The sequence below is a fragment of the Kitasatospora sp. NPDC087315 genome, from assembly GCF_044744345.1.
Classification (GTDB): domain Bacteria; phylum Actinomycetota; class Actinomycetes; order Streptomycetales; family Streptomycetaceae; genus Kitasatospora.
On the sequence record NZ_JBIUYD010000051.1, the window covers coordinates 1 to 15,725 of the forward strand.

At 72.3% G+C, this 15,725-nt stretch carries 6 protein-coding genes; 4 read left to right on the forward strand and 2 right to left on the reverse strand.

Going from position 1 to position 15,725, the window contains the following annotated elements; genetic code table 11:
• Positions 1 to 92: 92 nt before the first annotated feature.
• Positions 93 to 1,874, reverse strand: coding sequence for an NAD+ synthase (locus ACIO5D_RS38185; RefSeq protein WP_400800892.1), 1,782 nt, complete (start codon positions 1,872 to 1,874; stop codon positions 93 to 95).
• 152 nt (positions 1,875 to 2,026) lie between these two features.
• Between ACIO5D_RS38185 and ACIO5D_RS38190 the strand changes: the two genes are divergently transcribed.
• The gene (locus tag ACIO5D_RS38190; protein WP_363609971.1) at positions 2,027 to 3,388 is read left to right on the forward strand and encodes a glutamine synthetase family protein; all 1,362 of its coding nucleotides are present in this window, start codon (positions 2,027 to 2,029) and stop codon (positions 3,386 to 3,388) included.
• A gap of 123 nt (positions 3,389 to 3,511) precedes the next feature.
• Positions 3,512 to 6,535, forward strand: coding sequence for a bifunctional [glutamine synthetase] adenylyltransferase/[glutamine synthetase]-adenylyl-L-tyrosine phosphorylase (locus ACIO5D_RS38195; protein WP_363609969.1), 3,024 nt, complete (start codon positions 3,512 to 3,514; stop codon positions 6,533 to 6,535).
• Positions 6,536 to 6,639: 104 nt separating this feature from the next.
• Here the strand turns inward: ACIO5D_RS38195 and ACIO5D_RS38200 are convergent, their stop codons facing one another.
• On the reverse strand, positions 6,640 to 7,605 hold the full coding sequence (locus ACIO5D_RS38200) for a phosphatase PAP2 family protein (RefSeq protein ID WP_363609967.1): 966 nt from the start codon (positions 7,603 to 7,605) through the stop codon (positions 6,640 to 6,642).
• 320 nt (positions 7,606 to 7,925) lie between these two features.
• Here ACIO5D_RS38200 and pulA point away from each other — a divergent pair, with 320 nt between their 5' ends.
• Both pulA and ACIO5D_RS38210 read left to right on the forward strand, forming a co-directional pair.
• Positions 7,926 to 13,463: a pullulanase-type alpha-1,6-glucosidase gene (gene pulA, locus ACIO5D_RS38205; RefSeq protein ID WP_400800895.1), complete on the forward strand. Its 5,538-nt coding sequence runs from the start codon at positions 7,926 to 7,928 to the stop codon at positions 13,461 to 13,463.
• A gap of 544 nt (positions 13,464 to 14,007) precedes the next feature.
• The coding region (locus tag ACIO5D_RS38210; protein WP_400800898.1) for a M4 family metallopeptidase at positions 14,008 to 15,725 on the forward strand (1,718 nt) is incomplete at its 3' end.

The window sequence follows — 15,725 nt, forward strand, 5'->3', positions numbered from 1 at the left end:
GAGCTACCTCGCCGGCCTCCACCTCCGCGCCTCGATGATCTGGATCAAAGACCTCACCCAGACTGCCCTTTGATCACAACCCGATACGGTCCCTAGCCGCGCCGCCAGCGGTTGGTGATCGGCAGCCGGCGGTCCCGGCCGAAGCCCTTGACGGAGATCTTCGGGCCCGGCGGGTACTGCCGGCGCTTGTACTCGGCGGTGTCGACCAGCCGTACCACCCGGTCCACCACCGCCGGGTCGAAGCCGGCCGCCACGATCGCGTCGCGGCCCTGGTCGCCCTCGACGTACAGGTCGAGCACGGTGTCCAGCAGGTCGTAGTCGGGCAGCGAGTCGCTGTCCACCTGGTCCGGCCGCAGTTCGGCGGACGGCGGCTTGCTGATGGTGTTCTCCGGGATCGGCGGCACCTCGCCGCGCCGCTCGGCCTCCTCGTTGCGCCAGCGGGCGAGCCGGAAGATCAGCGACTTGTAGACGTCCTTGATCGGCCCGTACGCGCCCACCGAGTCGCCGTACAGCGTGGAGTAGCCGACCGCCAGCTCGCTCTTGTTGCCGGGCGCGAGCACGATGTGCCCCTCCTGGTTGGAGATCGCCATCAGCAGGGTGCCGCGCAGCCGGGACTGCAGGTTCTCCTCGGCCAGCCCGGTCAGCTCGGTGGCCGCCAGGTAGGCGTCGAACATCGGGGCGATCGACACGGTCCGGAAGTGCAGCCCGGTCCGGCGGGCCAGCTCGGCGGCGTCGTCCCTGGAGTGCTGCGAGGAGTAGCGGCTCGGCATCGAGACGCAGTACACGTTCCCGGCGCCGATCGCGTCCACCGCGATGGCGGCCACCAGGGCCGAGTCGATGCCGCCGGAGAGGCCGATCAGCACCGACCGGAAGCCGTTCTTGGTGACGTACGCCCGGGTGCCGGCGACCAGCGCGGCCCAGATCTCCGCCTCGTCCGAGACCCGGGGCGCCACCTCGGCGGTCAGCGTCTCCCACCCTTCGGCCGGGGGGACCTTGATGGCCGGGGCCGGCCGGGGCTCGCCGGCCAGCTCGGTGCGGACCAGGTGCAGCCCGTCGCTGAGCAGCAGGCCGTCGGTCTGGTCGCTGCCGGAGGCCGGCAGGTCGAGGTCGAGGACCAGCAGGTGCTCCTCGAACTGGGGGGAGCGGGCCAGCACCTCGCCGTCCGCGCCGACCACGATCGAGTCGCCGTCGAAGACCAGCTCGTCCTGGCCGCCGACCATGTTGACGTACGCCAGCGGGCAGCCCGCCTCGGCGGCCCGGCGCCGGACCAGCTCCAGCCGGACGTCGTCCTTGTTCCGCTCGTACGGCGAGCCGTTGATCACCAGCAGCAGGCCGGCCCCGGCCTCGCGGGCGGCGGTGACCCGGCCGCCGTCCTGCCAGATGTCCTCGCAGATCGCCAGCGCCACGTCCACCCCGTGCAGCCGCAGCACCGGCAGCTGGTCGCCGGGGACGAACCAGCGGTACTCGTCGAACACGCCGTAGTTGGGCAGGTGGTGCTTGGCGAACCGGGTGGCCACCTCGCCCCGGTACAGCACCGCCGCGCAGTTCTGCGGCGACCCGGCGGGCCGGCCGAACCGCGGCGAGGCGTGCTCGGAGCGTCCGAGGTACCCGACCACCACCGGCACCTCGCCCAGGCCCTCGTCGGCCAGCCGCGCGGCCAGCCCGACCAGCGCCGAGCGGGACGCCTCGACGAACGAACGGCGCAGGGCGAGGTCCTCGACCGGGTACCCGGTCAGGGCCATCTCGGGGAAGGCGACCAGCTGGGCACCGGCGTCGGCGGCCTGCCTGGTCCAGCGCACCACCTCATCGCTGTTGCGGGCGATGTCACCGACCCACGGGTCGATCTGGCTCAGGGCGAGACGGAGATTGGGCATGGCTCCGAGTGTAATCGTCGATCTGACGCAATGTCTCCGCCGGGGGGTCACCACTGCCCTCCCGCGCGGTGATCGGACATGATGGGGGAAGCCGCTCCCGGGTGGCTTCCGGGCGTAACGCGAACGTAAAGAGCAGAGGTGAGACTGTCCCCATGGGCAAGCAGCAGGAGTTCGTGCTTCGTACGCTCGAGGAGCGTGACATCCGGTTCGTCCGGCTGTGGTTCACCGATGTACTGGGGTTCCTGAAGTCGGTCGCGGTGGCGCCGGCGGAGCTGGAGCAGGCCTTCGAGGAGGGCATCGGCTTCGACGGCTCGGCGATCGAGGGCTTCGCCCGGGTCTACGAGTCCGACATGATCGCCAAGCCGGACCCGACCACGTTCCAGATCCTGCCGTGGCGCTCGGAGACACCGGGGACCGCCCGGATGTTCTGCGACATCCTGATGCCGGACGGCTCGCCGTCCTTCGCCGACCCCCGGTTCGTGCTGAAGCGGACCCTGGAGAAGGCGTCCGCCCTCGGGTTCACCTTCTACACCCACCCCGAGATCGAGTTCTTCCTGCTGAAGAACCTGCCCGGCGACGGCACCGCGCCGATCCCCGCCGACCAGTCCGGCTACTTCGACCACACCCCGCGCGGGGTGGGCCACGACTTCCGCCGCCAGGCGATCACCATGCTGGAGTCGATGGGCATCTCGGTGGAGTTCTCCCACCACGAGGGCGCACCCGGCCAGCAGGAGATCGACCTGCGCTACGCCGACGCGCTCTCCACCGCAGACAACATCATGACCTTCCGCCTGGTCATGAAGGAGGTCGCACTGGAACAGGGCGTGCACGCCAGCTTCATGCCGAAGCCGTTCTCCGACCACCCGGGCTCCGGCATGCACACCCACCTCTCCCTCTTCGAGGGCGACCGCAACGCCTTCCACGAGTCCGGCGCCGAGTACCAGCTCTCCAAGGTCGGCCGGTCCTTCATCGCAGGCCTGCTGAAGTACGCCGCCGAGACGGCCGCCGTCACCAACCAGTGGGTGAACTCCTACAAGCGCATCTGGGGCGGCTCGCAGCGCACCGCCGGCGCCGGCGGCGAGGCCCCGTCGTACATCTGCTGGGGCCACAACAACCGCTCGGCCCTGATCCGGGTGCCGATGTACAAGCCCGGCAAGCAGGGCTCCACCCGGATCGAGGTCCGCTCGCTGGACACCGGCTGCAACCCCTACCTGGCCTACGCCGTCACCCTCGCCGCCGGCCTCAAGGGCATCGAGGAGGGCCTCGAACTCCCGCCCGGCGCCGACGACGACGTCTGGGCGCTCACCGACGCCGAGCGCCGCGCCCTGGGCATCCAGCCGATGCCGCAGAACCTCGGCGAGGCCATCGACCTGATGCAGCGCAGCGAACTCGTCGCCGAGACCCTCGGCGAGCACGTCTTCGACTTCTTCCTCCGCAACAAGCGCCAGGAGTGGGAGGAGTACCGCTCCGAGGTCACCCCGTTCGAGCTGCGGAAGAACCTCCAGGTGCTCTGAGCCCGGGACGGGCGGGCCGGGCCGGCCGGAGCCCGGACCGGCCGGCCCGGTGCCGTCGGCGGCACGGCGGGGCCGGGCCGCGTAACCTGCTGAAGCAGGTCGGAGCCGGGAGCCGGAGGGGCGATGACGGTGGAGGAGCAGCGGGCCGGGAGCCGGATCAGCCGGCCGGAGATCAGACTGGTCCGGCGCGGGTTCACCGATCCCGCGCAGGCCGTACGGCTGCTCGCCGGGCCGGGGCTGGAGGAGCTCGCCGACGACCCGCTGCTGCTGGACGCGCTCGGCGCCACCGCCGACCCGGACCTCGCGCTGCTCGGGCTGGCCCGGCTGCTGGAGGCCGCCGACGCCACCGACCGGCACACCCTGCGGGACACCCTCGCCACCTCCAAGCCGCTGCGCGACCGCCTGCTCGGCGTGCTCGGCGCGTCCACCGCGCTCGCCGACCACCTGGCCCGGCACCCGCACGACTGGCACGCCCTGGTCACCTTCGAGCTGCGCGACATGCACCCCGGTCCGGAGGACTTCCTGCGCGCGCTCCACCAGGGCGTCCGGGAGAACGAGGGCGGCAGCCCGGCGGACGCGCTGCGGATCGCCTACCGCCGCTGCCTGCTGGCCATCGCCGCCCGCGACCTCACCGGCACCACCGACCTCACCCAGACCGCCGCCGAACTCGCCGACCTGGCCGGCGCCACCCTGCAGACCGCCCTCGACATCGCCGCCGAGCAGGACCCGGACGCCGCCCGCGCCTGCCGGCTCGCCGTCATCGGCATGGGCAAGTGCGGCGGCCGGGAGCTCAACTACGTCTCCGACGTCGACGTCATCTTCGTCGCCGAAGCGCGCGAGGGCGTCGACGAGCAGGAGGCGGTGAAGGCCGCCACCCGGCTCGCCGCCGCCCTCACCCGGCTCTGCGCCGACACCACCGGCGAGGGCACCATCTGGCCGGTGGACGCCAACCTGCGCCCCGAGGGCCGCAACGGCCCGCTGGTCCGCACCCTGGCCAGCCACCTCGCGTACTACCAGCGCTGGGCCAAGACCTGGGAGTTCCAGGCCCTGCTCAAGGCGCGCCCGGTCGCCGGGGACGCCGAACTCGGCCTCGCCTACCTGACGGAGCTGGCCCCGCTGGTCTGGCAGGCCGCCGCCCGGGAGAACTTCGTCGCCGACGTGCAGCAGATGCGCCGCCGGGTGGTCGACTCCATCCCCGCCACCGAGCTGGACCGCCAGCTCAAGCTCGGCCCGGGCGGCCTGCGGGACGTCGAGTTCTCCGTCCAGCTGCTCCAGCTGGTCCACGGCCGCACCGACCCGGCGCTGCGCAGCGGCAACACCCTGGAGGCGCTGGCCGCGCTCTCCCGGGGCGGCTACGTCGGCCGGGCCGACGCCGCCTCGCTGGACGCCGCCTACCGCTTCCTGCGCTCGCTGGAACACCGCATCCAGCTGCACCGGCTGCGCCGCACCCATCTGATGCCCAAGGGCGAGGAGGACCTGCGCCGCCTCGCCCGCTCCCTCGCCCCGCTGATCAACGGCGACACCCGGACCGACCCGGTCGCCGCCCTGCAGCGCGAGTGGAAGCGGCACGCCGTCGAGGTCCGCCGGCTGCACGAGAAGCTGTTCTACCGCCCGCTGCTGGACGCCGTCGCCGAGCTCCCGCCCGGCGCCGCCGGCCTCACCCCGGACGCGGCCCGCGCCCGGCTGGAGGCGCTCGGCTACGCCGACCCGGCCGCCGCGCTGCGCCACCTCGCCGCGCTCGCCTCCGGCGTCAGCCGCAAGGCGGCCATCCAGCGGACCCTGCTGCCGGTCCTGCTCGGCTGGTTCGCCGACTCCGCCGACCCGGACGCCGGGCTGCTCAACTTCCGTCAGGTCTCCGACGCGCTCGGCCGCACCCCCTGGTACCTGCGGCTGCTGCGGGACGAGAGCGCCGCCGCCGAGCAGCTGGCCCGGGTCCTCTCGGCCGGCCGCCTCGCGCCCGACCTGCTGCTGCGCGCCCCCGAGGCGGTCGCCATGCTCGGCGACCGGCAGGGCCTGGTGCCGCGCGGGAGGCCCGCTCTCGAACAGGAGATACTGGCCGCCGTCGGCCGGGCCGGCACCACCGCCGGGGCGGTCGCCGCCGCCCGCTCGGTCCGGCGCCGCGAGCTGTTCCGCACCGCCGCCGCCGATGTCCTCGGCCGGTTCGGCGACGACCCCGGCGCGGCCCTGGACACCGTCGGCGAGGCGCTCACCGCGCTCAACGCGGCCACCCTGCAGGGCGCTCTGCGCGCCTGCGTGGCCGGCTGGGAGGCCCAGCACGGCGCCCTGCCGACCCGGATCTCGGTGATCGCGATGGGCCGGTTCGGCGGGCACGAGATGGGCTACGGCTCCGACGCGGACGTGCTCTTCGTCCACGAGCCGCTGCTCGGCTCCCTGGAGCACGACGCGGCCCGGGCCGCCCAGAGCATCTGCCACGAGCTGCGCACACTGCTCGGGGCACCGTCCACCGAGCCGCCGCTGCTGGTCGACGCCGACCTGCGCCCGGAGGGCCGCAACGGCCCGCTGGTGCGCACCCTCGCCTCGTACGCGGCGTACTACCGGCGCTGGTCGCACGCCTGGGAGAGCCAGGCGCTGCTGCGGGCCGAGCCGGCGGCCGGGGACGAGGCGCTGGGGGAGCGGTTCCGGCAGCTGATCGACCCGCTGCGCTACCCGGGCACCGGGGTGTCCGAGCGGGACCTGGTGGAGATCCGCCGGATCAAGGCGAGGATCGAGACCGAGCGGCTGCCGCGCGGCGCCGACCCGACCACCCACACCAAGATCGGCCGGGGCGGTCTGGCGGACGTGGAGTGGACGGTCCAGCTGCTCCAGCTCCAGCACGGGCACCGGGTGCCGGCGCTGCGCACCACCCGGACCAGGGCGGCGCTGGCCGCGGCCGCCGGGGCGGGGCTGGTCGGGGCCGAGGACGCGGCGGTGCTGGACGCCGCCTGGGTGCTGGCCTCCCGGGTGCGCGGCGCGGTGATGCTGGTGCGCGGCCGGCCCGGCGACAGCTTCCCCGGGGACGCCCGCGAGCTGGCCGGGGTGGCCCGTTACCTCGGGTACGGGGCCGGGCACAGCGGCGAGCTGGTGGACGACTACCGGCGCACCACCCGGCGGGCCCGGGCGGTGGTGGAGCGGCTGTTCTACGGCTGAGGCGGCGCGGGCCGGGACGGGCCTCGCGAGGAGGCCGCCGGGACGGCGAAGGGCCCGCGGAGACGGATCTCCGCGGGCCCTTCGTACCGGGGCCAGGACCGGGGTCAGGACCGCCGGGCGCTCATGGCGGGCTCGCTCCACTGCTCCGGGACGGTGACCGGTGCCTCCACCGTCTCCCGGGCCGGTGCCCTGGGCAGCCGGTAGGGCCAGACGTGGTAGATCAGCCGGGCCGCGACGAAGCCGATCATGAGGCAGATCTCACCGCCGACGGCGTCCATCCAGAAGTGGTTGGCGGTCGAGACGATCACCACCAGGGTGGCGATCGGGTAGAGCAGGCCGAGGGCCCTGGCCCAGGACGCCCGGGCCAGGAAGAAGATCGTCAGACCACACCACATCGACCACCCGATATGCATCGAGGGCATCGCCGCGAACTGGTTGGAGACGTGCTTGGCCGGTCCGGAGGCCATCGAGCCCCAGGTGTGGTGGACGGCGACGGTGTCGATGAAACCGCCGTCGGTCATCAGCCGGGGCGGCGCCAGCGGGAAGAAGAAGAAGCCGACCAGGGCGATGCCGGTGGTGACGAACAGCACCGTGCGGGCCGCGACGTAGCGGCCGGGGTGCCAGCGGTAGAGCCAGACCAGCACGCCGATCGTCACGACGAAGTGCAGCGTCGCGTAGTAGTAGTTCATCCCCACGATCAGCCACCCGACGCTGTCCACCGCGTGGTTGACCGAGCGCTCCACGGCGATGCCGAGGTTCTGCTCGAACTCCCAGATCCAGCCGGCGTGCTTCTGGGCGACCGTGGCCTGCTCGGGGACGGCGTTGCGGACCAGGGAGTAGATCCAGTAGCTGATCCCGATCAGTGCCAGCTCGAACCAGATCCGCGGGCGGGCCGGCGACCGGCGCTGCTCGCGGATGCGGCCGCGCAGCGCGGCCGTACGGGACTGGGGCGGTCGGGTGGCTCCGTCGGGAGTCCGGCCGGATGAGGCCTGGCCCGCTTCGGAACCGCCACCGCGCGCCGCACCGGCGCGCTCGGCGCCGCTCTGCTGGATCTCGGTCGGTTCCCCCATGGACGAGAAGTCTGCCAGACGTCCCGTAGCCGTCTGCTCATCCTCCGGAAGTGGATTCTTCACCAGCTGTCCCCCTTGAGGGCTAGGGGGCGGATCCCACCGGGACGGGGGGTGCGATCGGGTCTGGTGCGAACCGGTGGGACGGGCATGCGTCCCATTGTCACGCCGACCGGATCGGACCGGGCAGTCGGGGGTCCGGACACGGCGCGAAAGGCCAGGTTTCCCAGCACGAAACGGTTTCTGCATCTTGCTGAAACATATTGCAGGCCGCTAGCGTCCTGGAAACTCGATCACCCCTTTCCCTCGCAAGGGAGCCCTCAGTGGCCGATGTCCCGCCCCGCCGCCGGCGGAGCACCACCCCGCACCGCAGACCCGGCCGGACGGCCGCGCTGCTCGCCGCCTCGCTGACCGCCGCCACCCTCGGCGGCACCCCCGCGGCCCTCGCCGCGGCCCCGCCCGGTCCGCCCTCGGACGCCGCGCTCGCCGCCACCGCCGGGCGGCACGACCTCACCCGGGAGCAGTTCTACTTCGTCCTGCCGGACCGCTTCGCCAACGGGGACCAGGGCAACGACACCGGAGGCATCGTCGGCGGCCGGCTGGAGAACGGCTTCGACCCCGCCGACAAGGGCTTCTACCACGGCGGCGACCTGGCCGGCCTGATCCAGCGGCTCGACTACATCCAGGACCTCGGGACCACCGCGATCTGGATGGCCCCGATCTTCAAGAACAAGCCGGTCCAGGGCGCCGGCGACCCCGGGGGAGCGTCGGCCGGCTACCACGGTTACTGGATCACCGACTTCACCCAGGTCGACCCGCACTTCGGCACCAACGACCAGCTCAAGGAGCTGATAGCCAAGGCGCACGCGCGGGGCATCAAGGTCTTCTTCGACGTCATCACCAACCACACCGCCGACGTCGTCGACTACCAGCAGAAGCAGTACGGCTACCGCTCCACCGGCGCCTACCCGGTGCTGGACACCGAGGGCAACCCGGTCGACGAGACCGCCGTCGCGGACCGGGGCGCCCCCTGGCCGAAGCTGACCAAGGACTCCTTCCCCTACTCCCCGGTCTTCCGCAACCCGGCCGACGCCACCGCCAAGACCCCGTCCTGGCTCAACGACCCCTCGCTCTACCACAACCGGGGCGACTCCACCTTCGTCGGCGAGTCCGCCACCGAGGGCGACTTCTCCGGCCTGGACGACCTCGACACCCAGAACCCCAAGGTGGTCAAGGGTTTCGAGAAGGTCTACCAGCAGTGGGTCAAGGACGCCGGCGTGGACGGCTTCCGGATCGACACCGTCAAGCACGTCAACATGGCCTTCTGGCAGCAGTGGGCGCCCGCGCTCAAGGACTTCGCCGCCAAGCAGGGCAACAAGAAGTTCTTCATGTTCGGCGAGGTCTACTCCGGCGACCCGGCGGTCACCTCGCCGTACGTCACCAAGGGGAAGCTCCAGGCCACGCTGGACTTCCCGTTCCAGAACGCCGCCCGCTCCTATGTCTCCCAGGGCGGCTCGGCGAAGAACCTCGCCGACGTCTACGGCCAGGACTACCGCTACACCACCGCCGACACCGACGCCTACGAGCTGCCGACCTTCCTCGGCAACCACGACATGGGCCGCTTCGGCTCCTTCCTGCAGAGCGACAACCCGGGCGCCGGCGAGGCCGCCCTGCTGAAGAAGGACCGGCTCGCCAACGAGCTGATGTTCCTCACCCGCGGCCAGCCCGTCGTCTACTACGGCGACGAACAGGGCTTCACCGGCGCGGGCGGCGACAAGGACGCCCGGCAGGACCTGTTCGCCTCCAGAACCCCCTCCTACAACAGCGACCGGGTGCTCGGCGGCACCGCGGGCTCCGCCGACCGCTACGGCCGGGGCGGCGAGCTGTACCAGGGCATCGCCGGCCTGGCCAAGCTGCGCCGCGACCACCCGGCGCTCGCCGACGGCGCCCAGATCGAGCGGTACGCCGCCGACGGCGCGGGCGTGTACGCCTTCTCCCGGATCGACGCGGGGCAGCAGGTCGAGTACCTGGTCGCGGTCAACAACGCCACCGAGGCGAAGACCGTCACCCTGGACACCTTCTCGGCCGGCCAGGGCTTCGACCGGATCTACCCGGCGGCGGGGGAGCGGCTGACCAGCGGCGCGGACCGCACGGTCACCGTCACCGTCCCGGCGCTCTCCTCGGTCGTCCTCAAGGCGGCCGGGAGGATCGCCCCGGTCGCGGCGGCCCCGCGGCTCACCCTGGCACCTCCGGCCGACGGTTCCAGCGGCACCGTCACCATCGGGGCGGCGGCCGACGGCGGCGGCTTCGACCGGGTCACCTTCGCCGCGCAGGTCGGCACCGCGCCCTGGCAGGTGCTCGGCACCGCCGACAGCGGTTCGTCCGGCTCCGCCGGCGGCGGACTCTTCCGGGTCACCCAGGACCTGGGCGCCGTGCCGCCCGGCACCGTCGTCCGCTACAAGGCCGTCGTGCAGGACTCCAGCGGCCATCTGCGCTCCGCCACCGGCGCCTTCACCACCGGCGCCCCCGCGCCCACGCCGGTGCCCAGCGCCACCGCCCGCCCGTACGCCGTCGTGCACTACCAGCGCAAGAACGGCGACTACGACGGCTGGAACCTCTACGCCTGGGGCGACCTCGCCGAGGGCGAGGCCACCCAGTGGCCCGCCGGGCACGGGTTCACCGGCCGTGACGCGTACGGCGCCTTCGCGTACGTGAAGCTGCGCAGCGGTGCCTCGGACGTCGGCTTCGTCGTCGAGAAGGACGGCGTCAAGGACGTGGACGCCGACCGCCACCTCGATGTCGGCGCCACCGGCGAGATCTGGCTCAAGGAGGGCGACCCGACCGTCCGCACCGCCAACCCCGGCCCGGTCGACACCCAGCCCGCCGACACCGCCGTCATCCACTACAACCGGGCCGACGGCGACTACGACGGCTGGGGCCTGCACGACTGGACCGGCGCCGCCAAGCCCACCGACTGGGGCAACCCGCTGCTGCCGGTGCGCCGCGACGCCTTCGGCGCCGTCTTCGAGGTGCCGCTCGCCCCCGGCGCTACCAGCCTCAGCTACATCCTGCACCGGGGCAACGACAAGGACCTGCCGAACGACCAGTCGCTGGACCTCGCCGTCAACGGCCGCGAGGTCTGGATCCTCGGCGGCCGGGAGGGCTACCTGCTGCCGCAGAACGCCGCCGCCTCCGCGCAACTGGACCTCGGCTCCGCCAGGGCCCAGTGGATCGACGCCAGGACGGTGGTGGTGCCCGCCGGCTACGGCGCCAACGACGCCGCGCTGGCCGGCGGCACCAGCGCCCAGCTGGTGTACGACCCCGAGGGCGGCATCCGCGCGGAGCGGGGCGCGCTGACCAGGCCCGGCCGGTGGATCCGGCTGGAGCCCGCCGCGGGCGGTCTCACCGACGCGCAGAAGGCCAAGTACCCGCATCTGGCGGGCTACCGGGCCTTCACCGTGGACGCCCGCGACGCCGCCCGGGTCCCTGTCGCGCTCCGCGGCCAGCTGCTCTTCACCGAGCACCTGCCCAGCGGCGCGGTCCTGGCGGCCACCGGGGTGCAGATCCCCGGCGTCCTGGACGACCTGTACGCCCGCCGCACCGGCCGGGTCGACTTCGGCCCGGCGTACTACCACGGCAAGGTGGCGCTCTCGGTCTGGGCGCCGACCGCGCAGGAGGTCTCCGTCCAGCTCTTCGACAGCGCGGCCGGCGGTACCCCGAAGACGGTGCCGCTGAAGCTCGACGAGGAGACCGGGGTCTGGGAACTCGTCCGCGACAAGGCCGAACTGGACGGCAAGTACTACCTGTACCAGGTGAAGGTCTGGGCGCCGTCCGTCCAGCGGCTGGTGACCAACACCGTCACCGACCCGTACTCGGTGGCGCTCGCCGCCGACTCGAAGCGGAGTCTGGTCGCCGACCTCGCCGCCAGGGAGCTCAAGCCCCAGGGCTGGGAGAACCACGCCGTCCCGAAGGCCGTCCCGCCCGCGCGGCAGCAGATCCAGGAACTGCACGTCCGGGACTTCTCGGTGGAGGACACCACCGTGCCGGCCGCCGAGCGCGGCACCTACCTGGCCTTCACCGAGTCCGAGTCGGCGGGCATGCGGCACCTGCGCGAGCTCGCCAAGGCCGGGGTGACCACCGTCCACCTGCTGCCGACCTTCGACATCGCCACCATCCGGGAGAACCGGGCCGAGCAGAAGCTGCCGGCCTGCGACCTCGCGTCCCTCGCGGCGGACAGCGAGAAGCAGCAGGAGTGCGTGGCGGCCGTCGCCGCCGACGACGCCTACAACTGGGGCTACGACCCGCTGCACTACAACGTGCCGGAGGGCTCGTACGCGACCGACCCCGGGGGCACCGCCCGGACCGTGCAGTTCCGGCAGATGGTGCAGGCGATCCACGCGGCCGGACTGCGCGTGGTGCTGGACGTGGTCTACAACCACACCGCCGCGAGCGGGCAGGCCGAGCACTCGGTGCTGGACCGGGTGGTCCCCGGCTACTACCAGCGGCTCGACGCCAACGGCAAGGTCACCACGGACAGTTGCTGCGCCGACACCGCGCCCGAGCACGCCATGATGAACCGGCTGGTGGTGGACTCCGTCACCACCTGGGCCCGCGAGTACAAGGTGGACGGCTTCCGCTTCGACCTGATGGGCCTGGACCCGAAGTCCACCATGCTGGACGTGCAGGCCGCGCTGCGCGGGATGACGCCGGACTCGGACGGCGTCGACGGGAAGAACGTCTTCCTCTACGGCGAGGGCTGGAACTTCGGCGCGGTCGCGAACAACGCCCGCTTCGAGCAGGCCACCCAGCTGAACATGGCCGGCACCGGCATCGCCACCTTCGACGACCGGATCCGGGACGCGGCGCGCGGCGGCAACTTCCAGCTCTCCTCCGCCCCGCAGCAGGGCTTCGCCTCGGGCCTGTACACCGACCCGAACGGCTCGCCCGACAACGGGACCGCGGAGCAGCAGAAGGCCCGGCTGCTGCACCAGATGGACCAGCTGAAGGTGGCGCTCACCGGCAACCTGGCCGGCTACTCCTTCACCGACAGCTCCGGACGGGCCGTCACCGGCGCGGGCGTCGACTACAACGGCGCCCCGACCGGCTACGCGGCCAGGCCCGGCGAGTCGGTGGAGTACGTGGACGCGCACGACAACGCCGACCTGTTCGACGCGCTGGCGTACAAGCTCCCGGTGGGCACCGCGCCCGCCGACCGGGCCCGGATGCAGGCGCTCGCGCTGTCGCTGACCGCCCTGACCCAGGGCCCGGGCTTCGCCCAGGCCGGCAGCGACCTGCTGCGCTCCAAGTCGCTGGACGCCAACTCCTACGACTCGGGGGACTGGTTCAACGCCATCCACTGGGACCCGGCCCAGGGCAACGGCTGGGGCCGGGGCGTGCCGATGGCGGCCGACAACCAGGAGATGTGGCCGACCGCCAAGTCCCTGCTGGCCGACCCGAGGCTGACGGTGGGGGCCGCCGACATCCGGGCGGCCACCGCGCAGTACCAGCAGTTCCTGCGGATCAAGCAGTCCTCGCCGCTGTTCTCGCTGCCCACCCTCGCCGAGGTCCAGCGGCGGCTCTCCTACCCGCTCTCCGGCACGCCCGGCGAGACCCCCGGGGTGATCACCCTGCACCTGGACGGCACCGGGCTGAAGGGCGCGGAGAAGGGTGTCACCGTGGTGTTCAACGCCACGCCCACCGCGCAGGGCCAGACGGTGGCCGCCCTGAGGGGGACGGCCCAGGCCCTGCACCCGGTTCAGGCGGGCGGCGGTGACCAGGTGGTCGGCCGGTCCGGCTTCGACCCGGCGACCGGCACCTTCACCGTGCCGGGCCGCACCGTGGCGGTGTTCGTCCAGAGCTGACGGACCGCCGGCACCGGGCCCCGCGCCGCCACCTCGGCGGTGCGGGGCCCGGTGCGTTTCCGGACGGCCGGTGGCCGAAAGCGGTCACTGGCACGGCCGGAAAGGCGAGGTGCCGCGCGACCCGGGCACCGCTGTCCAGTATCCGGACCCGGATCGGGCCCGGAGTGCTGGTCAGTGCCCGCCGGAAGTGATCGAACTCTTTCGGTGGTAATGAAACCCATCGTCGTAAGTTCCCGTACCCGTAACACAGTTGGCGGTTCGGTGGATGAACGGGCGGAGTTGCTAATCGGCCAATCCCTGGCATGCATCTGTCATTAACGGCTCGTTTGCTGCCACGATTCCTCCGGCTGCAGACGTGGGGGCCCCACCCCCCGGTGCAGCTGTCCCAGGTCAGGTACAGCGCATCCCCCTCTGTAACTCACCTTCGCTCCGTCACCGCACCCGCGCCGCACACCGGCGGCGGGGGCCCCCACTGTGCCGCAACCCCGCGGCCAGGTTCTCTCCACCGGGCGCGCACCCCGCGCCGGTCGGAAAAGGAGTCCGCATGTCCCGCTACACCCAGGCCCGGAAGGCAGCGGTTGTCATGGCCGCAACCACCGCGCTGCTGGTGACCGGCATCCCGGTCATCGCGCAGGCGGCCACCCCCGACGTGCCGGCCGCCGGCCCGCAGTCGGTGGCGAACCGGGCGCAGCTGATCGCCACCGCGACCCAGCAGTCCGCCACCCTCGCCCAGACCCTGGGCCTGGGCAGCGAGGAGAAGCTGGTCACCAAGGACGTCGTCCAGGACGCGGACGGCACCCGTCACCTGCGCTACGAGCGCACCCTGAACGGCCTTCCGGTACTCGGCGGCGATCTGGTGGTGCACCAGAGCGCGAGCGGCGCGACCAAGGGCGTGGACCGGGCGAGCACCGCCGCGCTGACCGGTGTGAGCACCTCGCCGAAGCTGGCCGCGCCCACGGCGCAGTCCGCCGCGCTGGCCGCCGAGTCGGGCTCCGCACTGGACACCGCGCCCCGTCTGGTCGTGTGGGCCGCCGGTGAAAGCCCGCGACTGGCCTGGGAGACCGTGGTCTCCTCCACCGGGTCCGACGGTACCCCGAGCAAGCTGCACGTGGTCACCGACGCCACCACCGGCCAGGTCATCCAGAAGTTCGAGGGCATCCAGGCCGGCACCGGCAAGGGCGTCTTCGTCGGCAACGTCAACATCGGTACCACACAGTCGGGTTCGACCTACCAGCTGAAGGACGCCACCCGCGGTGGGATGTACACCACCAACCTGAACCACGGGACGTCCGGCACCGGCACCCTCTACAGCAAGTCCACCGACAGCTGGGGCGACGGCACCGCCGCCAACGGCGAGTCGGCCGCGGTCGACGCCCACTACGGTGTCGCGGCCACCTGGGACTACTACAAGAACACCTTCGGCCGCAACGGCATCCGCAACGACGGGGTCGGCGCCTACAGCCGCGTCCACTACGGCAACAACTACGTGAACGCCTTCTGGGACGACTCCTGCTTCTGCATGACCTACGGCGACGGCTCCGGGAACACCCACCCGCTGACCGAACTCGACGTCGCGGGCCACGAGATGAGCCACGGCGTCACCGCGGCCACCGCCAACCTCAACTACTCGGGCGAGTCCGGCGGCCTCAACGAGGCCACCTCGGACATCATGGGCACGATGGTGGAGTTCTCCGCCAACATCCCCACCGACAACCCCGACTACCTGATCGGCGAGCTGATCGACATCAACGGGGACGGCACGCCGCTCCGTTACATGGACAAGCCCTCCAAGGACGGCGCCTCGGCCGACTACTGGTCCTCCACAGTCGGCAACAAGGACGTCCACTACTCCTCGGGCGTCGCCAACCACTTCTTCTACCTGCTCTCCGAGGGCAGCGGCGCCAAGGTCATCAACGGCGTCAGCTACAACTCGCCGACCCAGGGGAACATCACCGTCACCGGCATCGGCCGGGACAAGGCGGCGGCGGTCTGGTACCGCGCGCTCACCGTCTACATGACCTCCACCACCAACTACGCTGCGGCGCGCACCGCGACGCTCAGCGCGGCCACCGACCTGTACGGCGCGAGCAGCGCCGAGTACAACGCGGTCGCCACCGCCTGGGCGGGCGTCAACGTCGGCTCCGTGCCCAGCGGCGGCGTCACCGTCACCAACCCGGGCAACCAGTCCACCGCGCTGAACGGCTCGGCCAACCTGCAGATCACGGCCACCGGTGGCACCGCGCCGCTCGGCTACTCGGCCAC